Origin of the sequence: Corynebacterium sp. TAE3-ERU30 (assembly GCF_019209925.1) — a bacterium.
Classification (GTDB): Bacteria; Actinomycetota; Actinomycetes; order Mycobacteriales; family Mycobacteriaceae; genus Corynebacterium; species Corynebacterium megadyptis.
This window is the reverse complement of sequence record NZ_JAHUTO010000004.1, coordinates 212,076-236,004: the sequence shown is the minus strand read 5'-3', so window position 1 is coordinate 236,004 and position 23,929 is coordinate 212,076. Positions and strand designations below refer to the sequence as shown.

Annotated in this window: 20 protein-coding genes; 8 read left to right on the top strand and 12 right to left on the bottom strand. The window is 64.0% G+C overall.

Features of this window, described 5'->3' with window-relative positions; genetic code table 11:
• Positions 1-316 precede the first annotated feature (316 nt).
• Together KR227_RS09265 and KR227_RS09260 are read right to left on the bottom strand one after the other, a co-directional pair.
• The gene (locus KR227_RS09265; RefSeq protein WP_218365073.1) at positions 317-1,609 is read right to left on the bottom strand and encodes an adenylosuccinate synthase; all 1,293 of its coding nucleotides are present in this window, start codon (positions 1,607-1,609) and stop codon (positions 317-319) included.
• Positions 1,610-1,696: 87 nt separating this feature from the next.
• On the bottom strand, positions 1,697-3,067 hold the full coding sequence (locus tag KR227_RS09260; RefSeq protein ID WP_218365072.1) for a deoxyribodipyrimidine photo-lyase: 1,371 nt from the start codon (positions 3,065-3,067) through the stop codon (positions 1,697-1,699).
• A gap of 33 nt (positions 3,068-3,100) precedes the next feature.
• On the opposite strand from KR227_RS09260, the gene KR227_RS09255 reads away from it, so the two are divergent.
• A complete protein-coding gene (locus KR227_RS09255) occupies positions 3,101-3,937 on the top strand; it encodes a hypothetical protein (RefSeq protein ID WP_218365071.1) in 837 nt (278 codons plus the stop codon).
• A 24-nt stretch (positions 3,938-3,961) separates the two neighbouring features.
• Here the strand turns inward: KR227_RS09255 and KR227_RS09250 are convergent, their stop codons facing one another.
• From KR227_RS09250 to KR227_RS09225, 6 genes are all read right to left on the bottom strand, one after another.
• Entirely contained in the window at positions 3,962-5,167 is a 1,206-nt protein-coding gene (locus KR227_RS09250; protein ID WP_255549249.1) for an aromatic acid exporter family protein, read from the bottom strand.
• A gap of 93 nt (positions 5,168-5,260) precedes the next feature.
• Positions 5,261-6,181, bottom strand: coding sequence for a dihydrodipicolinate synthase family protein (locus KR227_RS09245; RefSeq protein WP_218365163.1), 921 nt, complete (start codon positions 6,179-6,181; stop codon positions 5,261-5,263).
• Between the two features lie 34 nt (positions 6,182-6,215).
• Positions 6,216-7,025 (bottom strand): ABC transporter ATP-binding protein, encoded by an 810-nt coding sequence (locus KR227_RS09240; protein ID WP_218365070.1) that lies wholly within the window; start codon positions 7,023-7,025, stop codon positions 6,216-6,218.
• Between the two features lie 6 nt (positions 7,026-7,031).
• Positions 7,032-9,017 (bottom strand): dipeptide/oligopeptide/nickel ABC transporter permease/ATP-binding protein, encoded by a 1,986-nt coding sequence (locus KR227_RS09235; protein WP_218365069.1) that lies wholly within the window; start codon positions 9,015-9,017, stop codon positions 7,032-7,034.
• Positions 9,017-9,982: an ABC transporter permease gene (locus KR227_RS09230; RefSeq protein WP_218365068.1), complete on the bottom strand. Its 966-nt coding sequence runs from the start codon at positions 9,980-9,982 to the stop codon at positions 9,017-9,019. The genes KR227_RS09235 and KR227_RS09230 overlap by 1 nt, the downstream gene beginning before the upstream one ends.
• Positions 9,983-10,154: 172 nt before the next feature.
• Positions 10,155-11,765 carry an ABC transporter substrate-binding protein gene (locus KR227_RS09225; RefSeq protein WP_370625220.1) on the bottom strand — a complete coding sequence of 537 codons (1,611 nt, stop codon included), beginning with the start codon at positions 11,763-11,765 and terminating at the stop codon, positions 10,155-10,157.
• A 455-nt stretch (positions 11,766-12,220) separates the two neighbouring features.
• On the opposite strand from KR227_RS09225, the gene KR227_RS09220 reads away from it, so the two are divergent.
• From KR227_RS09220 to KR227_RS09200, 5 genes are all read left to right on the top strand, one after another.
• Positions 12,221-12,943 carry a FadR/GntR family transcriptional regulator gene (locus KR227_RS09220; protein ID WP_218365066.1) on the top strand — a complete coding sequence of 241 codons (723 nt, stop codon included), beginning with the start codon at positions 12,221-12,223 and terminating at the stop codon, positions 12,941-12,943.
• On the top strand, positions 12,940-13,833 hold the full coding sequence (locus KR227_RS09215) for an ROK family protein (protein WP_370625217.1): 894 nt from the start codon (positions 12,940-12,942) through the stop codon (positions 13,831-13,833). Before KR227_RS09220 ends, KR227_RS09215 begins: the two co-directional genes overlap by 4 nt.
• A 48-nt stretch (positions 13,834-13,881) precedes the next feature.
• A complete protein-coding gene (locus KR227_RS09210; protein WP_218365064.1) occupies positions 13,882-14,601 on the top strand; it encodes a putative N-acetylmannosamine-6-phosphate 2-epimerase in 720 nt (239 codons plus the stop codon).
• On the top strand, positions 14,594-15,736 hold the full coding sequence (locus KR227_RS09205) for an N-acetylglucosamine-6-phosphate deacetylase (RefSeq protein WP_218365063.1): 1,143 nt from the start codon (positions 14,594-14,596) through the stop codon (positions 15,734-15,736). Before KR227_RS09210 ends, KR227_RS09205 begins: the two co-directional genes overlap by 8 nt.
• 412 nt (positions 15,737-16,148) lie before the next feature.
• Positions 16,149-17,276 (top strand): S1 family peptidase, encoded by a 1,128-nt coding sequence (locus KR227_RS09200; protein WP_218365062.1) that lies wholly within the window; start codon positions 16,149-16,151, stop codon positions 17,274-17,276.
• Positions 17,277-17,618: 342 nt separating this feature from the next.
• Here KR227_RS09200 and fbaA read toward each other — a convergent pair whose 3' ends face one another.
• Positions 17,619-18,653 (bottom strand): class II fructose-bisphosphate aldolase, encoded by a 1,035-nt coding sequence (fbaA, locus tag KR227_RS09195; protein WP_218365061.1) that lies wholly within the window; start codon positions 18,651-18,653, stop codon positions 17,619-17,621.
• 321 nt (positions 18,654-18,974) lie between these two features.
• Between fbaA and KR227_RS09190 the strand changes: the two genes are divergently transcribed.
• Complete coding sequence (locus KR227_RS09190; RefSeq protein WP_218365060.1) at positions 18,975-20,393, top strand: hypothetical protein; 1,419 nt, start codon at positions 18,975-18,977, stop codon at positions 20,391-20,393.
• 46 nt (positions 20,394-20,439) lie between these two features.
• Positions 20,440-21,462 carry a S66 peptidase family protein gene (locus KR227_RS09185; protein ID WP_218365059.1) on the top strand — a complete coding sequence of 341 codons (1,023 nt, stop codon included), beginning with the start codon at positions 20,440-20,442 and terminating at the stop codon, positions 21,460-21,462.
• Here KR227_RS09185 and KR227_RS09180 read toward each other — a convergent pair.
• The 3 genes from KR227_RS09180 to KR227_RS09170 are packed head-to-tail and all read right to left on the bottom strand — an operon-like array spanning position 21,444 to position 23,927.
• Entirely contained in the window at positions 21,444-21,923 is a 480-nt protein-coding gene (locus tag KR227_RS09180) for a hypothetical protein (RefSeq protein WP_218365058.1), read from the bottom strand. The genes KR227_RS09185 and KR227_RS09180 overlap by 19 nt on opposite strands.
• Before the next feature lie 4 nt (positions 21,924-21,927).
• The gene (locus tag KR227_RS09175; protein WP_255549248.1) at positions 21,928-22,944 is read right to left on the bottom strand and encodes a hypothetical protein; all 1,017 of its coding nucleotides are present in this window, start codon (positions 22,942-22,944) and stop codon (positions 21,928-21,930) included.
• Positions 22,944-23,927, bottom strand: coding sequence for a hypothetical protein (locus KR227_RS09170; protein WP_218365056.1), 984 nt, complete (start codon positions 23,925-23,927; stop codon positions 22,944-22,946). Before KR227_RS09170 ends, KR227_RS09175 begins: the two co-directional genes overlap by 1 nt.
• Positions 23,928-23,929: the final 2 nt, after the last annotated feature.

The following is a 23,929-nucleotide window of genomic DNA, read 5'->3' as shown; positions in this document are numbered from 1 at the left end:
GCTGTAAAATTCAGCGATGGTGCTCATGCTATAGCACCCTGCGCGGCGCCACAAGAGGAAAAAATTATCCTTTTTTCAGGTAAATCTGCGGCGTGTCTACTGGGTAGATCGCGCAGACATACGTGTTCGTTTCATGTCAGTGAAAATTAGCTGAAAAAATTTGCGTACGAAACTCTGCAAATAACCCTATCACCTGCACTTTTAGCAGTGATAGGACGTCCTAAAAAAATCTCTCGCCGGCTCGCTGCGCTCCCCCGCCACGGCTGCAAAAAACCTCCCCCCGTTTGGGCACGGAGGGAGGTAGCTGAGGCTTATTTTATGCCTGATCTATCACATGGTGGAGTGTGAGAGTTTGGTCACGCCCCGGCCCCACGCCGATATAGGAGATGCGGCAACCGGAGAGCTCCTCCAGCCGGCGCACATAGTCCTGGGCCTTGGGCGGCAACTCCTCAAAGCTGCGGCAGCCGGTGATATCTTCCTCCCACGCCGGCATGGTCTCATAGATAGGCGTGGCGTGGTGGAAGTCAGATTGCGTCATCGGCATCTCGTCGAAGCGCGTGCCGTCGACGTCATAGGCAACACAGATGGGGATCTCTCCGATGCCGGTGAGCACATCGAGTTTGGTGAGGAAGAGATCGGTGAAGCCGTTCACGCGAGAGGCGTAGCGGGCCACAACGGAGTCGTACCAACCACAGCGCCGCTTGCGGCCGGTATTCACTCCCACTTCCCCGCCGGTGGTCTGCAGGAATTCGCCCCATTTATCGAAGAGCTCGGTGGGGAATGGCCCGGCGCCCACACGGGTGGTGTAGGCCTTGATGATGCCCAGCGAGGAGGTGACCTTGGTGGGGCCGATTCCGGAGCCCACGCAGGCGCCGCCCGCTGAAGGGTTCGAGGAGGTGACGAAGGGATAGGTGCCGTGGTCCACGTCCAGCATGGTGGCCTGGCCGCCCTCCATGAGCACATGCTTGCCTTCGTCGATGGCGCGATTGAGTTCCAACTCGGACTCGATCACCATCGGCTGCAAGCGTTCCGCATAGGAGAGGAAGTACTGCACAACCTCTTCCGGGTCCACGGCTTTACGGTTGTACATCTTCACCAGAATTTGGTTCTTCTGGTCGAGGGCCGACTCCACCTTTTGGCGCAGGATGGACTCATCAAAGATGTCCTGCACCCGCACGCCCACGCGGGAAACCTTGTCCGCATAGGTGGGGCCAATGCCACGGCCGGTCGTACCAATGGCGCGTTTGCCGAGGAAGCGCTCCCCCACACGGTCAATGATCTGGTGGTAGGGGGCCACGACGTGAGCATTCGCGGAGATGCGCAGCCGCGAGGCATTGGCGCCGCGGGCCTCAAGGCCATCAATCTCGTCGAAAAGCGCCTCTAGGTTGATAACCACGCCATTGCCCAGCACAGGGGTGGCGTTTTCTGACAGTACGCCCGCCGGCAGCAGCTTGAGCTCGTACTTCTCACCGCCCACCACCACGGTGTGCCCAGCGTTATTTCCGCCATTGGGCTTGACCACATAATCTACTTGTCCGCCGAGGATATCGGTGGCTTTTCCCTTGCCTTCATCGCCCCATTGGGCGCCGACGATGACCACAACCGCCATGGTGTGTCACTTCCCTTTATGTCTATTGAGAGGTATGGAGTGTCCTAGCCCCCTGAAGAGCCGGAATCAGTCTACATCACCACTATCTCAGCGTTGTGTGGTGTCTTTATAGGCGGCCAGGGCGCGGGCGCGGGACTCCTTCACGTCCACATGTGGCTCGGGATACAGCGGTGTTGCCCACTCCGGAACCCAGCGTTGGATATAGCGGTGCTCGGCGTCAAACTTCTTTTCCTGAGTGAGGGGGTTGAAAATACGGAAGTAGGGGGCGGCGTCATCCCCGCAGCCCGCTACCCACTGCCAATTGAAGGGGTTGGCGGCATAGTCGGCGTCGACAAGGCAATTCCAGAACCACTCCTCGCCGTGGCGCCAATGAATACCCAGGTTTTTTGTCAGCCACGACCCCACCACCATGCGCACGCGATTATGCATTGTGCCGGTGGCCCAGAGCTCGCGCATGCCGGCGTCGACGAGCGGAACGCCGGTGGTGCCGCGCTGCCACTGGGTGAGCTCCTCGGCATATTCCTCGTGGGGCGGGGTCAGCGGGAAGGCGGTGGCGTCGCCATTCCACGCCCACGGGAAGGAATTGAAGTGTTGCCGCACATTCGTTGTGGCCAGGTCCGGATGCTCCCATAGGCGGGTCCAGGCGAACTCGCGCCATAATAATTCGGAACGGAACGTCGGATCGGACACCCGCTGCCACAGGATCGCGGGGCTGATCTCACCAAAGCGCAGATGGGGTGAGAGCCGCGAGGTGGCGGGCACGGCCGGGAAATCGCGCTTATCTGCGTAGTCGCCATAGGATTCACAGCGCTGCGCAAAGCGGTGCAACGCCGCCCACGCCCCCACCTCGCCGGGCTGCCACTGCTCGCGAAACTCCGCCGCCCAATCGATCTCACTGACCAAGCCGAGCGCGCGAATATCCTCATCAAGCTCCCAGGACGGCTCCTGCGGCGCCGGCGGCCGCACGTCAGCGACACCGCCCTGCTCCTCGAGCAGCTCCCCCGCTTTACGGGCATAGGGGGAATAGACCGCATAGGCGGTGCCCTTATTAGTTTTTACTTCCCAGGGCTCAGACAGCAGATAGCCGGGAAAGCTGCGCACAGTATAGGTGGTGGAGAGCTCGGATTTGATGGCTTTATCGCGCTCCGCGAGCTGCGGCACATAGCGGCGCTGCCAGAGCACCGTGTGCGCACCGCACCCCGCTGCGAGCTGCGGCAGCAGCTGGGCGGGATCGCCAGACACAATATGTAAAGGAATGCCGAGAGCGGCGAGGCGACGGCGATGCGCCTGCAGCGAATAGGCCAGCCACCAGCGGCTCGCCTCCCCGAGCGGTCGCAGCCCCGGCGGCGGGGTTTCCCAGATGTAGACCGCGCAGATGTCCTCGCCCTGCTCCCTCGCCCATTCCAGCGGGGCGTGATCGATTGTGCGCAGGTCATCGCGGTACCACACCAAAATCATAATCCCCCAGTGTAGCCAGATACTATGGCAGTCATGTCCACCCTCGTGCTTAATTGTGGTGCTCACTCCTGCCCCCTCGACGCCGGCGAGCTCATGCAGCTGCCGGAGCTGCCGCAACGGCGTGACCTGATGTTTCTCGGCGCGCGGGCGCGCGATATTTTGCCCGAGGATCCCACCCCGAGCCTGGCCGAGATCCAGGCGCGCCCCGATGTGGAGCACCTCGGCCAGCCCCAACCTGCCCCGCAGCAACCAGCGGAGCCGTGGCGGATTATCGTGGTAGGCAGCGATGCCGCCCTATCAGCGGTGCTCAGCCGGTTGATGAAGATCGACGCGCTCTGGGCCGAGATCGGTTTTGTGCCCACGGATCCGGACTCGGTGGCCGCCCGGAATTTTGGGATTCCCACCGAGCCGACGGCTGCCTGGCGGCTGGCGCGCTATGGCTCGCCGCGGCCGAGCTGCCTCATCCGCGACGATAAAGGCAGCGTGATAGCCGGGCATGCGACGATCAGCGACCCCGAGGATCTGCAGCTCGTCGGCGAGATCATCGTCGATGATGCGCGTCTGCACCATAACGAGGAGCACTCCCCCGCTCGGCGCGGGTATTTTGGCGCCCGCGTGGTGCCCATGGTGGATGCGCCCGGGATCGCGGCGGTGCGGCTGAGCACCTCCCTCGCTCCGGCACGCGGTCGCCGGTGGTTTCGCCGCAGCCCCGCCGGTGAACGCGATGCCTCCTCCCTGCTCACGGGCCGTGCCGTGCAGGCCGGTGGGCCGCAGCTGCGGGTGAGTATTGATGGGGTGACCCGCCCGAAGCCAGTAGAGGCTGTGACCTTCTACCGGCACTTACGAGATGCGCAGATTATTCGCCTCTAGCGCGGCTGCGAGCACCTGGGCGGCTTAGTCCTCCCAGAGCTCGGGCGGCACATGCGGGGTATCGGAGGTGGGCTTGAGTACCGCCTGCGCCGAATCACGGGACAAGCCGCATACTTGCAGCAGATCCACCACCAGCGAGCGGGACTGCCCGAGCATCATATGCGCCGAGAGCACGCGCCCCTCGGCCACGGCCAGCCCCATGCGGGCGCCGAGGCGGCGGAGCCGGCGCACCACCTGCGGGATTTGCTGGAAACGAACGTTCTTCTCGCCGCGGTCGAAAAGCTCGGAGAGCTGCAGGGTGATATCCGAGAGCTCATCAATAAGAGCCAGCTGTTCATCGCTGACCGTATCCCCATCTTCAATGAGCACCTGGGCCCGGCGCGCCAGCACGCGGGTGGTGCGCACCGCGTTATCTACCTGCTCCAGGGTGCTCAGCAGCGTATTGACGCGGCGGGAGGCATCGCCCCAGAGGAAAGGCGATACCTCTACCGAGGCCTTGCCCTCCTTGGCGGCGGCGATCATGGAGTTGATATATCCCTGAGTACCTCGCACCTCGTCCAGGGCTTCCGCGATGGCGCGAGCATCATTGCTGCGCAGGGCGGCTGCCACATCGGCCAGGACATCGGAGGCGATGCCGAGCACCTTGGCGATTTCCCGCCGGCCCGCTTTGAGCGGAGAAGCCGGGATGAGCGCCATCATGAGGATGGCGACCAGCCCGCCAATCACCGCATCAATCATGCGGTCGAAGCCGCCGGCATCGCCCGGCGGGAGCAGGGTGGCCACCAGCACCGCACCGATCGCCGCCTGGTTAGAGACCAGCGGGGATTTGTCCATGAAGCGGGCCACCGCCTGGGTGATGATCACCGCGGCCGCGATCTGTATGGGGCCCGAGCCCACTTGCACGATGAGAAGATCGCCGATGCCGACGCCGATGACCACGCCCACCATCAGCTCGATGGCGCGGCGCATACGCCCCACCCCGGAGATACCGGTGACGATCACCGCCGCCATGGGGGCGAAGAAGGGAACGTTGTGGTGGGTGATGTGCAGCGCAATGAAGAACGCGAGACCGGCACCGAGCGCGGATTGAACGATACTCAGCCAGGAATCGTTCAAGCGGTGGGTGCCATGAGTGATGGCGCGTTTCACCCGGCCGGAGAGACTGCTGGGGACGCGGAGCCGGCGGAGAACCCGGCCGGTGGTGGATGACGTGCGGGGTGGCTGGGGCATGGCTCATTATTTTAGGTCGGCCCCGCCTACCCCGCACATACACCCTCCCGAGCGTGAGCAACGGGAGGGTGGGCGTCGATAAGCGCTGTGCTGCTAGAGCAAACCGGCGCGGTCCACGATGGAGCGGATGGCCTCGCGCGAGGGCTCATCCGTGATCTGGGGCAGCGGCGGGGACATGAGGTTGGAGGAGAATACGCCCATCAGCTCGAGGGCGGTTTTAAATGCTCCCACTCCCGCGGCCGGGCCCACCTTGCCCACCGGCTGGAATACGATCTCGAAGAGCGCGGCCAAGCGGTTCTGCTCGGCGATCACCGTGGGGAAATCGCCGGCCTTATAGGCCTGCCACATCCGCACATAGCCGGCAGGATCCACATTGCCCAGCCCCGGCACGCAGCCATCAGCGCCCGCGGCGAAGGCACCATCCACCACAGCCTCGTGGCCGGTGAGCACCACCAGCGGGTGGCCGGCGGCCTCGTTGAGCTGGACGAGGCGGCGGAAGGAGACATCATCGCCGGAGGAATCCTTCACTCCCGCGAGCACGCCTTCCGTGCCAAGGGCCACGAGCAGCTCCGGGGCGAGCTTGGTGTGCACGCACACCGGGATGTCATAGGCGATCACCGGCAGCTCGGTGGATTGTGCCACCAAACGGAAGTGCTGGGTGATCTCCTCCGGGCCAGTGATGGCATAGAAGGGGGCGGTGACCACCACGGCATCCACGCCGCAGGATTCGGCCTGGCGCACGTGCTCGATCACGCGATTAGTTTGGGTATCGATGCAGCCGGCGTACACGGGGACCCGGCCAGCGACGTGTTCGACGGCCGTGCGGAGCACGTGGGTGCGGTCGGCGTCGCTAAGAAAAGCCACCTCACCGGAGGAACCGAGAGCGAAGATGGCATCCACGCCCGCCTCGATGAGCCGATCGATCAGCTTTTTCAGCGCCGGGATATCGATGTCGCCCGTTGCGCTCAGCGGAGTCAACAGCGGCGGAATAATGCCGTGGGAAATGCGCGACATAGCAGTCATTATTGCCTTTCTAGACGCTACAGAATTAGAGCAGCGAGGGGGTTGCGGCGAGCAGAGTCCGGGTGTAGTCCTGCTTCGGGGAGTCGAAAAGATCGTCGGTGGGCTGCTCCTCGATGATCTCGCCCTTGTACATCACGCACATACGATCCGAGACATAGCGGACAGTGTTGATGTCGTGGGAGATAAACACCAAGCCGAGGCCCAGCTCATTGCGGAGATCAGTGAGCAGGTTGAGCACCTGGGCGCGCACCGAGACGTCGAGCGCGGAGGTGGGCTCATCGGCGATGATCAGATCGGGTTCGAGGGCCAGGGCGCGGGCGATCGCCACGCGCTGGCGCTGGCCGCCGGAGATCTGGCGCGGCAGCACCTCGAGCGCCGATTGTGGCAGGCCCACGAGATCCAGCAGCTTCTTCACCCGCTTCAGGCGGGCGTTTTCGCTACCAATCTTGTGCACGCGCAGCGGGTCCAGCAGCTGATCGCGCACGCTCATGCGCGGGTTGAGGGCGGTCGCTGGGTCCTGGAACACCACCGATACGGAGCGGCCGAGCTCCTTGCGCATCTTGGCGTTGTTCTTCATCGGTTGGCCCTTGAAGAACACCTCCCCGGAGGTGGGCTTTTGCAGCCCCACCATCACCCTGGCGAGCGTGGACTTACCGCAGCCGGACTCGCCCACGATACCCACGACCTCGCCGCGGCGAATGCTCAGATTCACGTCCTTATTGGCGTGCACCTTATCGGGGCGGAAGAGCTTACCCGTGCGGGTCTTGTGAATAACGTTGATGTCCTTGAGCTGAATCAGCGGCTCTGCGGCAGCTGCAGCTTTCTTCTTAGCCATCGTGATCTAGGCTCCCTTCAAGCTATTCAGTAGCTGGTCGGTGGCAGCGTAGGAGTGGCTGGGGGAACCATCCACTGGGCGCAGCACGGGCTTTTCATTCAAGCCGATCTCCGGATAGGAGGAGCGGGGGGCAAAGCGGTCGCCCTCCACGAACTCGCGCGGGCTGGGCACGGTACCGGGCACCTGGTAGAGCCGGTCAGCACCGGCTTCGATGGAGAGCACAGCACCGAGCAGGCCGCGGGTGTACTCGTGTCGCGGATCGGAGAGCAGCTCGCGGGTATTGCCCTGCTCCACCACCTGGCCGGCGTACATCACGGTGATCTTGTGGGCCAGCTTGGCCACCAGTGCGAGGTCATGGCTGACGAAGATCATGGAGAAGCCGAGCTTATCGCGTAGCTCATTGAGCAGGTCCACCACCTGGTGCTGGACGGTGACGTCCAGGGCCGTGGTGGGCTCATCGGCGATGAGCAGTCGCGGGTTGCGCGTCAGGGCCATAGCGATCAGCACGCGCTGGCGCTGACCACCCGAGAGCTCATGCGGATAGGACTTCAGGGTGCGCTCGGGGTCGAGACCCACCAGCTCCAGCAGCTCCTCGGCGGAGCGCTTGCCGCCGCGGCGCAGCAGCTGATGCAGCTGGGACTTAATCAGCATGGAGGGGTTCAGCGAGCTGAGCGCGTCCTGATAGATCATGGCCATATCGTGGCCACGCAGGGCATTGTGCTCCTCGGGCGAAAGCTCGAGAACATTCTTGCCATCGAAGAGGATCTCGCCGGTGATGCGGGCGGTATCCGGAAGCAGCCCCATGATCGCCATGGACACGATGGATTTACCGCAGCCGGACTCGCCCACCAGACCCATGGTTTGGCCCGGGGCGACGGTGAAGCTGATGTTATCCACGATGTTCACATCGCCGTGGGCGGCGGGGAAGGCGATGGAGAGGTTCTTCACCTCGATCAGCGGCTCCTTGCCCAAGGTGTAGTCGAGGCGACGATTCTCCTTGGACTCGGCCTCGCGGAGGGTAGCCAGCGAGGTCTGCAGGGAGGCGCGGGCCTCTTCCTCGGAGACCACACCGAGGGTGTCGCGGCCCTGCACGGTCTCGCCCTCGTCCGTGGTAGCGGCGGTGGGCTTGATCCGCGGGGAGGCCATGGCGTCGGTCAGCCCCTCGGAGAGGATATTCAGCGCCAGCACGGTGAGCAGAATCATCAGGCCGGGGAAGAAGGTGGGCCACCACGCGCCGTTGAGCAGCACCTGCTTGCCATCGGCGAGGATATTGCCCCAGGAGGGCTCGGGCGGATTCACGCCGGCGTTGATGAAGGACAGCGAGGCCTCGAAGACGATGGCATCGGCCACGAGCACGGTGGCGAACACCGCGATGGGGGCGATGGTATTGCGGGCCACGTGCTTGAACAGGATATGCGGCACCCCAGAGCCCATCACCTTGGCGGCGGAGACATAGTCCTCGCCGAACTCGGCGAGCACATTGGCGCGCACCACGCGGGAGAGCTGCGGCACATAGAGGAAGCCAATGGCAAAGACCAGCACGGGGATGGAGTTGCCGAAGACGGCCACGAATACGGCGGCCAGCGCGATACCGGGGAAGGACATGATGATGTCCAGCACGCGCATGAGCACCTCGGAAACCACCTTGCCGGCGGTCGCGGCGATGGAGCCGAGCACGGCGGCCACGGCGAGGGCAGCGGCGGTGGCGCAGAGGCCGATAATCAGGGAGGACTGGGCACCATAGGCCACACGCGAGAAGATGTCGCGGCCGATGGAGTCAGTACCAAACCAGTGGGCACTGCTGGGCGGTTCGATCGGGGCGCCGGTGGTGGCGAGACGATCATAGGGGGCAATCAGCGGGGCGAGAATCGCCATGAGTGCCACGAGCAGCACAAAGCCGAGTGCAACTTTGGAGATCAGGGGCAATGCACGCAGACCTTGGAAGCGCGCACCGGCGTTGGATTCGAGTTGAGCAGTCAGTTTTTTACGCATTAGATGCTCCTGATCCGCGGGTTAACGAGAACGTACAACATGTCCACGATGATGTTGATGATGATGAAGGCGATGGCCACGGTGAGCGTCACGCCTTGCACCAGGTACACATCGTTGCGGGTCACGCCGTCCAGAATGAGCTGGCCCATGGCCTGGATATTGAAGATGATCTCGATGATCACCGCGCCACCCATGAGATAGCCGACGCGCAGGCCCAGCACAGTGATCGGGGTGATCAGTGCATTGCGCAGCACATTGCGGGAAATCACTTCCCGCTTCGGAATACCGGAGCCGATGGCGGTGCGCACATAGTCCTTATCCAGCTCCTCCACCATCGCGGTACGAACCACGCGGGTGAGCGAGCCGGCCACCGGCAGCGCCAAGGCCACCGCGGGCAGGAACATGTTATTCACATAGGTCGCGGGATCCTCGGAGAAGGGAACCCAGCTGGTGATGAGCGCGGGGAATACTCCGGCGCCGCCGGGGATAGTGCCCAGCCACTGGATCAGCAGGATGGCCAGCCAGAAGGAGGGGGTGGCCAGCGCCGCGATGGAGAACACGCGGATGACCTGGTCCGGCCAGCGGTCGCGGTAGAGGGCTGCCACGACGCCGAAGATGAGCGAGAGGACAGCGGCGATGATGAGGCCGAGGAAGGTGAGCTGCAGGGTGATGGGGAAGGCTTTAGCGATCACGTCCACCACGGGAGTATTACCGGTGGTGGTGCCCAGATCGCCCTGCACCATGTTCACGAGGAAGCTGCCATAGCGGACGAGGAGCGGATCATTGAGGCCGTGCGTTTCGCGGTAGTTCTCCAGCGCTTCTAGCGAGGCCGCTTCGCCCAGCGCGAGGCGGGCAGGATCGGCAGGGCTAAAGGACATGATGAAGAACACCAAGAACGTCACACCAAGGACCATGATGGGCAGCGCCACCAGGCGCCGGCCGATCAGTCGGATCAGGTTAGACATAGATTCTTCTTCTCATTTCGTGCATACACAAGGCCGCCGTCGGGCAGGTGGGGGTGCTATCCGCCCCACGGCGGCCTAGGAGTGATGCGGCGATGTGGGCCGCGGCGGTCAGGGGTGCCGGCGTCCACGGGCGCGCAGCAGGCTGCGCGGCGCCCCGTGGATCGGCCCCGTTTTATTGGGTGGTGCCCACGCCCACGAAGCTCAAGCCAGTGAGAGAGATCGGCTGGAAGTCCACCAGGGTGGAGGCGTCATAGGCCGTGGGTGCCTTGCGGTGGAAGAGCGGATAGAGCGGGACATCCTCGGACAGGACATCGAAGAGCTCATTCCAGGCGTTTTGCTGGTCGGTGGGATCGGTGGCGCGCTGGCCCTTATCCAGCAGCTCCTGCACCTTGTCATAGGACTCGGTGCCCTTCCAGTGCATGCGGGAATCGGTCCAGGTGTCGCCGGCGTACCACCAGCGCATGAGCAGGTCGGGGTCATTGCCGAAGACGCTCGGGTCGCCGGGGGCGATCACCACGTCATAGGCATCGGGCTTGCCGTCGATGGTGTTGTAGACATCGGAGGACTTCTTCTCGATGAACTCCACCTCGATGCCCAGACCGGAGATGGACTGCTCGATGAGCGGGGTGCACTTCTTCACCCAGTCGTGGTCGGTGCACAGCATCCGCAGCTTGGTCAGGCCGGTCTCCTTGAACAGGCTCTTGGCCTTGTCCGGCTCATAGCTGTAGACGGTGGAGGCCTCGTGGTAGTTCGGGTGCTCCTTCTGCAGGAAGGAGGTGGCTGGGGCCGCCTGGTCGAGCATTGCGGTGGAGATGATCTTCTCCATATCAATGCCGTAGAGGAAGGCCTGGCGGTTCTTCACATCCGAGAAGGGATTGTCCTTGGTGTTGTTGAACATGGCAAAGAGCAATCCGAATCCCTGCACGGACTCCACGGTGGACACGGCCTTGAGCTGCTCCACGGAGAGGTAGGGCACCGAGTCGATGGCCTGCACCTCGGCGGACTGCATGGCGTTCGTGCGGGTGGAGGCATCGGGGATGATCTGCCAGGTCATGGCGGCGGCGCGGGCCGGCTTGGGGCCGGTGTAGTCGTCGAAGCGCTCGAACTGCACCTTCTTGGAGGTACCGCCGTTATCGGTCATGCGGTAGGCGCCGGTGCCGGTGGGGTTGGCGTCGAAGCCCTCGGGATCGGACTCCACCAGGGCCTTGGGCACGATCTTGATGACCGAGAGGCGATCAGCGAAGACGCCGGTCTCGTGCTTGGTGGTGATGATGACGGTGGAGTCATCCTTCTTTTCCACCTTGTCGATGAAGGGGACGAAGGAGGCGTAGAGGGACTTATTGGCATCGTCCATCACGCGCTCATAGGAGAACACGACGTCATCGGCGGTGACGGGGGTGCCGTCATGGAAGACGGCGCCGTCGCGCAGCTGAATTTCGGAGGTGGTGCCGTCGAGTTCTGGCATCTCCTTGGCCAGGGCCGCATAGGACTCGCCGGTGACGGGGTCCATTTCGGTCAGGCCCTCGAGGGTGTGCCAGTTGGCGGCCAGGGTGAGCGCGGAGGTGGTGGTCATCGGGTCATAGCCGTTGGTGCCCAGCTCATAGGAGATGGCGGCGTTGATGGTGCCATCGTCCTTGGCGTCCTCGGCCTTGGCGGGCTCTTGCTGCGCCCCGCCGCCGCCATTACCGGAGCCACAGGCCGCCAGGGTGGCGGTGAGGCCAGCGGCGGCACCGAGAGCGCCGGTGATGCGGAAAAAATCACGACGGCTAAATGGGCGGTGCATTGAATCAGTCATAATGGCTGCTTCCTTTGTTCCTACTCGGTCCCGGCGGTGGAGCGACGCGTGGCGTCTCGACGGGAGGTGCCTGATGCGGAATATGAAATTGAGAGCGGGACAATGCACCGGCCAAGCTGGCACGAGGCGCAGACCCTATGTATTCATTGTGTCAGTGAGGATGTGATTGAACCATAAGGCTCAGAAAGAAAGAGGTCCAGATCACTGCCTGCCCCAATAGTACGTCAGACATCTGATGAGGTAAAGCGCTTCTGTTAAACTTGCCCCTAAAGACAACTGCATCCGGCCACTTTCCCACCGTAGAGCCCGAAAAGGGTCCGCACCCACCCCCCATATAGGTGCACACAACGGTGGCAGCACACCAGGCGGGCGACGTCGATAAGCGTCGATAGCCACCCGCCACCCCGTGGCCACCCCCACCACCCAAGAAAGCTGAAAGTGTCATGCCCGTCCGCAAGAAATCCCACGGCATTAGTCCCACTGCCACGGCGATCGAGGACTATATCCGCGAACATAAACTCACCCCCGGAGACGTGCTGCCCTCCGAGGCCGCGCTCTGCGAGCTCCTCAACGTCTCCCGCTCCTCCGTGCGCGAAGCAATGCGCACCCTCTCCACTCTGGATGTGGTGGAGGTGCGCCACGGCTACGGCACCTATGTGGGGCAGATGTCGCTGGCGCCGCTGATCAACGGCATGGTGCTGCGCATGAGCCTCAATGAGAAGGTGGCGCTGCAGCAGCTCAAGCACGTGGTGGATACGCGCATCGCCTTCGATCTGGCCGCCGCCGAGGACCTCATGGCGCATTATCGCGCCACCTCCACCGCCACCCTGCGCCAGCATGTGGCCGATATGCGCGCCGCCTGGGATAAGGGGCAGTCCTTCGCCGAGCACGATCGCGCCTTTCACCAAGAGCTCATCGACCAGCAATCCAATCCCCTGCTGCGCGAGCTCACCATGGCCATGTGGGAGGTCCACACCCGCGCCATTCCCATCATCGGCGTGACCACCCCGAAGGACATGGAAGACACCATCAACGCCCACGAGCTCATGATCGACGCCCTCGAAGCCGGCGATATGCAGGCCTATAAGGACGTCATCGAGCAGCACTACCGGCCGCTGCGGCGCGTCATCTCCGAGCAATTGGCCGCCGAGGGGTGCGAACAGTGAGCCGGTATGTCATCGGCATCGACCTCGGCGGCACGAAAATCGCCGCCGGCCTCATCGATACCGAACGGCCCACCGAGGTAATCCAGCAGGTACGCACTGCCACCCCCGCGGCCAGCCAGATCATCCCCAGCATCGCCGAGCTCATCCGCCCGCTTATCGACGCCGCCCCGCAGCCGCCACACGCCCTCGGCATCGGCGCCCCGGGCGTGATCGACCCCGCCCGCGGGGTGGTGGTCTCCGCCGGGCCCACTATGCCCGGCTGGGCCGGCACCGATATCCGCACTGATCTCAGCGCCGCCACCGGGCTCGAGGTGCACGTAGCCAATGATGTGCGCGTGCTGGGCCTCGGGGAATCCCGCTATGGCGCCGGTGCCCGCTATCAGCGCACGCTCTTTCTCAGCCTCGGCACCGGGGTGGGCGGGGCATTCGTCTTCCACGGCGCCCTCGCCGAATCCCCCCACTTCACCGCAGGGGAGCTGCGCCGGATCATCGGCCGCGACTTCGAGGGTATGGCCGCCCCCATCGAGGATTTCGCCTCCGGGACGGGACTTGCCGCCACCTATAACCGCGCGGCCGGGCGCAGCGAGGCAGAGGCGCTGGATCTGCGCGCCATTATGGCCCGCTATGAGCAGGACGAACTCGCCCAGCGCGTAATCAAACGCTGCATGCTCAACCTGGGCGAAGCCATCGCCGGGCTGGCCAGCGCCATCGACGTCGATGCCATCATCCTCGGCGGCGGCGTGGGCAATCTTGGCGATGTGGTGCTCTGCCCCTTCAAGCGGGCGTTCCGCACCTATTCCCTGCAGCCGCTGGACACCATCGACATCCTGCCCGCCCAGCTCGGCCACGACGCCCCGATCATCGGCGCGGCCGCCCTGGTTCCTGCCTGAGCTTCCTTCCCCGTCTTTTACGCATTCGTCATTTCAGGAGAATTGTTCATGTCTCTTTCCCTCACAGACTTCAGCACCCAGGTTCGCGGTAGCCTCATCGTCTCCGCCCAGGCTCCCGATGGACATCCGCTCCGCGATACCCACACCATCGCCCGGCTGGCGGCCGCCGCCGAGCACGGCGGCTCCACCGCTATCCGCTGCGGCGGCTATGGCGGACTGGCCGATATCCGCGCCGTGGCCGCGGCCGTGTCCGTGCCCGTGATCGGGCTGACCAAGGAAGGCGATACGGGCGTCTATATCACCCCCACCGTGGCCTCCGCGGTGGCCGTGGCCGAGGCGGGCGCACAGGTGGTGGCCATCGACGCCACCCAGCGGCCCCGCCAAGACGGCTCGAGCTTCGCCGAGCAGGTGCGCGCCGTACACGAGGCCGGCGCCCTGGCCATGGCCGATATCGCCACCGTCTCCGAGGCCACCGAAGCGGTGGCCGCCGGCGCCGATATTGTCTCCACCACCCTGGCCGGCTATACCGAGCACCGCGCCGCCACCACCGGCCCCGACCTCGAGCTGGTGCGCGAGGTTCGCGCCGCCATCGGCCCGGAGGTATTCCTCATCGGTGAGGGCCGCTATCACAGCCCCGAGGCCGTCAGCGCCGGCCTGGAGGCCGGTGCCGACGCCATTATCGTGGGCACCGCCATCACAGATACCGCGTGGGTGACCGCCCGCTTCGTCGAGGCAGCCCGCGCTCGCGAAGGAGTGGATCATGACTGAGTACATTGGCACTCTCATCCAACCAGGCCAGCCCGGCTATCCAGCGCGGGTGAGCATCGATAGCTCCGGCGCCGCCGCCATCGAGCGCCTCGATGGTCCCGTGGACACCGGGCTTGTCATCACCCCGGGGCTGGCAGATCTGCACAACCACGGCGGCGCGGGCTACTCCTTCCCCACCTCCTCGCTGGAGGAATGCCGCGAGGCCGCGCTGCACCACCGGCGCTTCGGCACCACCACGCTGTTGGCCTCCACGGTCTCGCAGACCCGAGAGGTACTCCTGCCCCAGCTCGGCATCCTCGCCAGCCTGGTGGAGGAAGGCAGCCTCGATGGCATCCACGCCGAAGGGCCCTTCGTCAATACCTGCCGCTGCGGCGCCCAGGACCCGGCCGCCATCATCCCCGGCGACCCCGAGTTCTTCCGCGAGATGATCGAGGCCGCCCGCGGCCAGCTGCGCTCGATCACCTTCGCCCCGGAAACCGACCACGCCCGAGAGCTGGTGGATCTGTGCGTGCAGCATGACATCATCGTCTCCTTGGGACACACCGATGCGAACTTCGACGAGACCGCCGCGATCGTGGACTATGCCACCAGCCAGGGCGCACAGGTGACAGCCACGCACCTCTTCAATGCCATGCCCTCGCTGCATCACCGCAACCCCGGGCCCATCGCTGCGCTTCTCGACGCCGCCTCCCAGCGCGAGGACGTCTCCGTGGAGCTCATCGCCGATGGCGTGCACCTGGATAACCACACCGTACAGATGGTGCTCAACACCGTGGGCTATCCCGCGGCCACCTTCGTCTCCGATGCGATGGGGGCGGCCGGAAAGGCCGATGGCGACTATGTGCTCGGCGCACTCGCCGTCACCGTCCGCGATGGCGTCGCCCGGCTGCGTACCGAGGATGGCAGCGAAGGCTCCATCGCCGGCGGCACCTCGCGGGTCAGCGACCAGGTGCGCCTCCAAAGCTCCGTCGGCCTGCCGCTGCCGGAGGTACTGCGCTCCGCCACCTCCGGCCACGGGCTGCTGAACCTCGCCCACCGCGCCAGCGTCAGCGAGGGCCCCGCCAATCTCGTGGTGTGGGACGAGCAGATGCAGGTGCGTGAGGTCTACCGCGAAGGACACCGCGCACAGGCCTAGCTAGCGCCATGTTCAGGGCGTTCGAACCATAGGGTTCGGGCGCCCTTTTCTCTGCCCAGTCAAGGCTGAGCGCGTGGACCGGCGGCTGCGGAGTTATGCGAGTAAGTGAATTTTTTGCTTCCTGCTGGGAGGGGCGGTTATATGCCAGGCCCTGATGGGCAGTTGCTGACGTATCCCCAGTTAAACGCGCCCCTTACAACCGATCCTGAGAGGACGCATAGACGGGACTGCGGCCGATTCGCCCCCACATGAGGGTGGCTGGGGGTGGCGTCGATAAGCGAAAAGAAGGCATATTACTCACAGGTGGGATGTTTTATAATCAGTTCGCAGCGCTTTTCATCTGTTGTAGATTCGTTACCTTCCGGCTTAGGATTTCGTCACCCCCTATCCCACATTCGTGAGAGGATGACACATGTCCCTAACTCGAGCCCTACGCTCGATAGCCGTCGCTGCCGCAGCAGTGACACTTCCCCTGCTCAGCGCCCCCGTGGCCGTCGCCGAACCCGCCCCCGCGCTGGTCGATCAAGGTGACGTACTGCTCACCGACGCCGGCAATGGCCAAGTCAGCTCCTGCACCATCGGCTACGTAGACGAAGCCAATGGCCGCGCCTGGACCGACGCCCACTGCGGCGCCAACGGCACCGAGGTCTACGACGCCTTCTACACCCCCATCGGCCGCCTGCACCACATCTACCCCGACGTGTTCGCCGCCGTACAAAACAGCAACGACTCCCGCTGGGGGCCGGTGAGCCGCATGGCCGACGTGGCCTACATCGAGTTCTACGACTCCAAGTACATCGGCCAGAACTACTTCTCCGGCGACACCATCGCCCAGCCGCAAATCGGCGATAAGCTGTGCACCTACGGCAACCGCACCCAGCGCATCGCCTGCTCCCCGATCCTGTACCTGACCGGCCCGGTGGCCATCACCGCCGACGTGGGCAGCGACCACGGCGACTCCGGCGGACCCGCCTGGATCGAGGGCAAGGGCTACTTCGGCCAGCTGCTCGGCGCCGACTGGATCTGGCGCTCCGATCAGGGCAAGATCACCACCACCGTGTTCCGCCAGATCGGGAACAACGATCTCGCCCGCCCGCTGAACCTGCACCAGCCAGTCGAAGGCTATGAGCCGGACTTCAACCTCGTGCGCAGCCAGCCCGTCACCAGCACCGCCGACGCCGACCGCATCTTGAACGAAAAGCGGGAGCGCGACGCCAAGGAGCGGGAGCGCGTGGAGCGTCACCGCCGCGGCGAGACGCTTGAGGAAGACCTGCGCCGCGCCCGCACCGCCAAGAGCGAGCTGGAAGGCCGCAAGAAGGACATCGAGGAGAAGCTGGAGAACACCACTCCGGAAGAGCAGATCGATTCCGAGGACAAGCTCAACGAGCGCGCCGAGCTCGAGCGCGAGCTGGAGGAAGTCAATTCCACCCTGGAGATCGTCTCCGAGCAGACCGAGATCTACGAGCGCATCACCACCGACACCACCGACTACGAGCGCTCCGAGCGCCGCAGCCTGATCTCGTGGCTCACCCGCCGCTAGATCGCTAGATCGCTCGTGCTCGTTCGCTAGTCTGCTAGTCGGTTCGTGCGCTAGCCGGCTCGCGACAAGCGCATAACACGCACCTACCGCCCCCAGCGCGGCCCTCGTGGCCAGGCTGGGGGCGGTAGTACTGTGCGCGGGGGTGTGCGGGCGGGCAGCGGCGCGGGGTGGATACCGGGGCGCGGGGATGGGAGCTCGAGTGCTGGGGTGGACGCCCGAGCACCCGGGAGCGAAGCGGCGCGTGAGCAGCGCACTGAGCGCACGTCGAAGGAATACCCCCAGACATGCGAAACACCCTCCCCGCTGCGTGGTGTGCTGTGGGGAGGGTGTGAAGGGGGGGTGTTACTTGGACACGGAGGTGCCAGCGGAGTGGAGGTCCTGGCAGGCCTCCACGATGCGCTCGGCCATGCCGGTCTCGGCCTTCTTCATGTAGGAGCGGGGATCGTAGACCTTCTTGTTTCCGACCTCGCCGTCGATCTTGAACACGCCATCGTAGTTAGCGAACATGTGGCGAGCGACGGGGTTGGTGAACGCGTACTGGGTGTCGGTGTCCACGTTCATCTTGATCACGCCGTAGCGCAGGGACTCTTCGATCTTTTCCTTCTCGGAGCCGGAGCCGCCGTGGAAGACGAAGTCGAAGGGGTTGGAGCCGGCATCCAGGCCGAGCTTCTTTTCTGCCACCTTCTGGCCCATGTCCAAAACCTCGGGGCGCAGCTTGACGTTGCCCGGCTTGTACACGCCGTGGACGTTACCGAAGGTAGCGGCCAGCAGGTAGCGGCCGTTCTCACCGGTGCCGAGAGCATCGATGGTCTTAGCGAAGTCTTCCTCAGAGGTGTAGAGGTTGGCGCCAGCCTTGGCCTCCACGCCGTCTTCCTCGCCGCCGACGACGCCGATCTCTACCTCGAGAACGATATTGGCGTTACGGGCCTTTTCCAGCAGTTCCTGGGCGATCTCGAGGTTCTCGTCGATCGGCACAGCGGAACCATCCCACATGTGGGACTGGAACAGCGGCAGCTCGCCGCGGTCCACGCGCTCCTGGGAGATCGCGATCAGCGGGCGCACGTACTCGTCCAGAACTTCCTTCTGGCAGTGGTCGGTGTGCAGTGCGACGTTGATGCCGTAGTGCTTGGCTGCCTCGTGCGCGAAAGCGGCCAGTGCGCACGCGCCAGCAACCTTGTTCTTCACGTTGAGGCCGGAACCGAACTCAGCGCCGCCAGTGGAGAACTGGATGATGCCATCGGACTCGGCGTCAGCGAAGCCCTTGAGCGCGGCGTTGATGGTCTCGGAAGAGGTGCAGTTGATGGCCGGGTAGGCGAAGCCGCCCTCCTTGGCCTTGGTCAGCATCTCGTTGTAGACCTCGGGGGTTGCAATTGGCATGAAGAAAATCCCTCCATAGAGTGTGGTTGGCGACGCATCTTCTCGAGGCGACCGCCGCAGCCCAACCACGGAGGCAGCGAGGCTGCGGATAGCCGATCCGATATGTGCGCTTTGATTTTTATTATGCCAGCTTTAGCGCACTATCGCAGTACCTAAGCCGCCCAAAAACACGTGAAAAACCACACATTCGGGCATGAGCGGGAGCCTTTCTGGGCGAAAAATGTGTCTAAACAAAAATCCGGAGGGTGCCCTGCGGCCCCGACGAACATATGGCCGAGTGTTGAGCAGACAATGTCGCAGCTGTTTCCTAATATCAGAGGCATGACTAACACGGGCCTCACCTTGGATCAGCTGCTCGCCGAGCTCGAGCGTGCAGGAACACAGGGCGCGGAGGAGCAGGCGAATGTATTGCTTGCAGCCACCAACCCTCTCGCGCCCGATTGGAGCGAGGCGGACTATGGCGCCCTGCGACTGATCTTGGACGATCACTACACCGCGCTGCTCGGCCGTGAAGTGGAGAATATGTGCTTCAACCGGGGCCCCGTTCTCGCCGATACCCTGCGGCAGCTCAATCAGCGGCAACTGGCGGTGGCCCTTGTTCTCGGCACGACCCCCGCCCTGCAGAATGCGCAGGCGTGGCTCGCCTGCTCCGAGTATCTCTACCAAGACTCCACCTTCAACCAGCGCCAAGCGCTTCTGGAGCGGATGGACGCTGACTCCCTCAAGCTGCTGGATCTCCTCTACGAGCACTACGACGCCACGCAGCAGGCTGCCGAGCAGCAGCAGGCGGAACAAAGGGAAGCAGAGCAACGGGAAGCAGAGGCCGATCCCACCTGTGCGACCTCCATGGCCGAGTACTTCGGCGATGAGGCCTATGCCCAGGGCCACCGCATGGCGGATTTTCCGTATCCGCTCGAGGAGTACTTCGCACCCCTCGCCACCGCGCAGCCCGACCTTGTGGAGCACTGCGCCACGCTGTTCACTGCGCAGCTCTACGCGGAGGCCAAGGGCAATCAGATGATCCCTCCGGCACGGGTGCCGGAGTTCGCGAAGATCTTTGATCAGTATGTCTTGGCTCGTGCCGCCTCCGAGTCCGCGCTGCCTGAGATGGCGCCGGCACTGCATGCCTGGATGCAGGTGATACCGCTTCTTCCCGCCGCGATGGTGGCGGATATTCCCCAGCTCAGCCGCTATTTGTCCCTCGGCAATCACCTCGAGGCCCAGGCGCGCAATCCCGACGATGTCCGCACCGTGTTGCCGCTGTTTCTGACTTATGTGGACGCCGCCCAGTACTTCAATGACTATAAGGCCGTCGCCGTGTCCTTGGTCAGTATGTGCCGGCTGGCCGAGTCCGTCGGCCCGGAGACCCAACGCGCGGCCTTGGATAAGGCCCTACCGATCCTGCACGACGCCTGTTTCACCGAGCATGCCCCCACGGTGACCACGCAGTACCTATACCTCGTGCGCCAATCCGCCCAGTTGCGTCACTCCAGCGGCGAGTATGAAGCGGCTATTCAGGAAGCGGAACGGTGCGGCGGGATCTTCAATATTGACCAGCTCTCGCCTGCAGCGGCCAAGCAGCTCGCCTATCTCTATGAGCTGCACGCCGCACTGCTGCATCAGCTGCGCGGCCCGCAGGCCTCGGCGCCGCTGTTTAAAAAGACGCTGCGCGCCTTCCGCAAGCTGGGAATGGATGAGGACGCCCACCGCGTGAAAACACGTTTCACCACGGGCCGCTAAGACGCCCGCGCACCTCTCGCCGGGGCCGCCGCTAGAGTGAGAGGCTATGAAACTCGCTGTTATCTCGCCCTCTTTCGCTGCCGCCGGCGCTTTCCCTGAGGTCTACGCCCAGGCGCTCGGGCGCGTGCGGGAGCTCGGATTCGAGCCAGTGGAGTTTCCCACCACCCGCACCGTCGGCGCCTCCGCCGCGGCTCGTGCCCGCGATATCACCGCGGCCTTCGCCGATCCCACGGTCGCTGGAATACTCGCCGTTATTGGCGGCGATGATCAGCTCCAGGTGATCCCACATCTGGATGATGAAGTGATTCGACACAACCCCAAGCCCTTCCTCGGCTACTCCGATAACACCAACCTGCACAACCACCTGTGGCAGCTGGGGATACAGAGCTTCTACGGCGGTTCCACCCATGTGCACCTCGGGTCCGGGCCGTATATCGATCCCGAGCACCGCGCCTCCTTTCTCGCCGCCCTGCGCGATAGCGGCCGCCTCGAGATCACCCCGGTGGACGCCTCGGAGGATGTTGGGGTGGACTGGACTCAGCCTGCGGCCTTGCACAGCTTCGGTGAACGCCGCCCGGCGCGCCCGTGGCAGTGGCGTGGGGCGCGCGATCGCGTCAGCGGCGCCACCTGGGGCGGCTGCATTGAGGTGATTGATCAGCTGGCCATGGCGGGGCGTATGCCGGCGCTGGACAGGCTGCGGGGTCACATCATTCTGCTCGAGGCCTGCGAGAATCTCACCCCGCCGGATCAGATCATGCGGTGGGTGCGCGGGCTCGGCGAGTGGGGGCTTTTCGACGTCGCCGCGGGGCTCATGATCGCCTCCCCGCCGGTGAGCTCGTTGGAGGTTATTCCCTCACAAACGCAGCAGGATGCTGCCTGGCAGGCCCAGTGCGATGTGATCTTCGAGCAGCTTGCGCGCTATAACCCCGAGCTGCCTGCCGTGTTCGGGGTGCCTTTTGGGCATACGCGGCCGCAATGGATCCTCCCCTATGGCGGGCAGCTCACCCTCGACGCCGCGCAGCGTCGAGTCTTCGCCGACTACCAGGTGAACTATCCGCGGCGACGATAGCCAAACCAGGCGCTATTAAAGGGCAGCCACACCAGCACCGCGGCCAGTACCGCGATGATGGTGGCAATCCACAACTTCCCCACCACGATGAGGAAGATGGCGGCCACCGACACCGCCGTCAGCAGCCACCGCCCCCATTGCTGGGCTTTGAGCACGGCAACCACCCCCGTCGCGATGACCGCGATCGCGAGTACCTGCATAATCACCAGCAGATCGCGGGCGTTAGAGCGCATCAATTCTTGGACGAGGGCCGTGAGCAGCCAGCCCACCAACCCCAGATACAGCGCCGCGGCACCCCAGACGGGCAGGGGCGCGGTGCGCATCGAGGTGGCGGTGAAGCTCGGGGAATACTTCGCCGTAGTATCGTGCACCACGCCCGTGGTATAGGAATGCGCGGAGCGGGGAGTGGTGGGGCGCTTCTGCTCGGAGGAAAACTCCCACTGGGGTTCGGTGGAGCTCATCTGCTTAGTCTTCTTTCAACACGTTGCGTTGGGTGAGGATCCACAGCAGTGGATCTAAACAGCGGTAGGGGGCGATGCCTTTGCGACTGAGGCGCTCACCCATTGGGGAATCGCCGAGCGAGGACACCGCAAAATAGGAGTGAACACTGTCCATATAGGCTGCTTCCACCTTGTTCAGCAGTCCCCCGGCATTCATGTAGCCCAGCAGCGACTTCACTTCGAGGTTGAGTACCTTCTGGGCTTCGGGGTTGTAGTCCCAGCCATTGTCGCGGCGGAAAGCCGCGCCACGGTTGCCCATGATGGCCTTCCAATCTCCATCAGGCATGCGCTCGAGAATCTGCAGCGAGTCGAACTTCGAGATCGCGAGCGCCAGTGGCGGTCGGGCATCGCCCAGGATGCGCATGAGGTTGGTGAACACATCCTCGGGGTCGCCTCCCAGCCCGTCTTGGCGCGGCACCAGACCCTGCACATAGGCCTGAACCGAGTGCACCCGCAGCGGATCAAAGAGCATAATCACCAGATCGGCGTCGCGGAAGAAGCTCAGCGCCTTCCGATCCACGCGCGGGTTTTCCAAATCCTCGCCGGCGACGTCGCGAAGCACCACATAATTAGGGCGCTCAACGCCGTCCCTATCGGGCCACGTGCCGAGAGAGAAAATGAAAGGATCCCGCTGATAGGCGTCCTCCTGGCTGCTGGTGGGGGTGGGCGCCATCTGCTTCATCTCCACGTAGAGCGGCTGCTCATAGTATTTGGCGTAGCGCTCCTTCGTGGAGGCAGTCGCCGGTTCCACCACCATGCCCGGGAATTTCTCGTTGGCCAGCAGCTCCAGCTGCTTCACGACGACCGCCAGATAGAGGCTTTTGCCGGTGGCGCGGGCGCCCGCCATCACCACGCAGTGCACGACGGCCTCACCCCAATCGGCCGGCAGCTGCTCCCCGGAGCGAGTGCTCGTCGGTGCGGTGTCGAGGTATTGGAATGTGTCCGGGCAACGCGGGCCCGCATACACCGGAGCGGTCGACATCACCATCGTCCTCCTTCCTTATCGGCGTCGTTGAATCTCATCCTGCCCAGCTCAACCGGCGCATCTTGCTCGGGCGCGCTGTGCTCATCGGCGCACAACCAGTGCACCAGCACCTCGGCCTCGTCCTGGAGATCGGCGCGATCACCCGTGCTCAGTGAGTGGTGCAGGGCATCGTCGATCACCAGCAGATCCAAGGGATAGCGATCGCCATAGGCGCTGCGATACATCTCGGCTTCGCGGCGGGCATCAGGGCCCAGCACAATCACGAGGGTGCGCCGGGTGGGCACGGACAAGGAGGGACGCAGGTGGGTGCTCAGCACGGCCACGCACTCCTCCGACTCCAGCGAGCTGAGATCAGCCCCCACGGTGGTGGCGGCACCCGCGCCGGCAGTGCTGTGATCGTCCACGGCGATAGAAAAGTATTCTGCAACGCCGTCGAGAATCTCGCGGACAGGCCCCAGATCTACCTCCTGCAAGGCCGCGGTGACAGCGGCTGAATCATCCATCCACACGCTGCAGCGCCGAACCTGCGCCCGCGGGGCATCGATACTGGTCAATGCCGAGTACACGGTGGTGGTCGAGCGCGACAGGGTGGTGGAAATACCCCCATCCACGGCAGTGACCTGCACTGCCCCGTCCCGCGGGGAGAGGGTGAGCACGGTCTTCTCATGCAGCCCGTCGAGGCGAATCTCCTCGGTCTGCACGGTCACTGGCTTCGCCGTGGCGGGCTGAATGACGCGCATAATCACGGAGTGGTCTGGGGGAAACTCCGCGCCCCTATCCGGTGTGAGCGCGAGGGTGACATCACCGTGCAGCTCCGTAATCACGGTATCTGCGGCGCTGTACTGGTTGTGGATGAGCTCGCCACGCACATCGAGGCGCACATCCATCTCATCGCCACTGACGCGGGTAGCACTGACTTTGATGAAGTCACCGAGGGGCAGCTCATAGCTGTGGCCGCCGCTGAGAGTAACGGTATTCATAT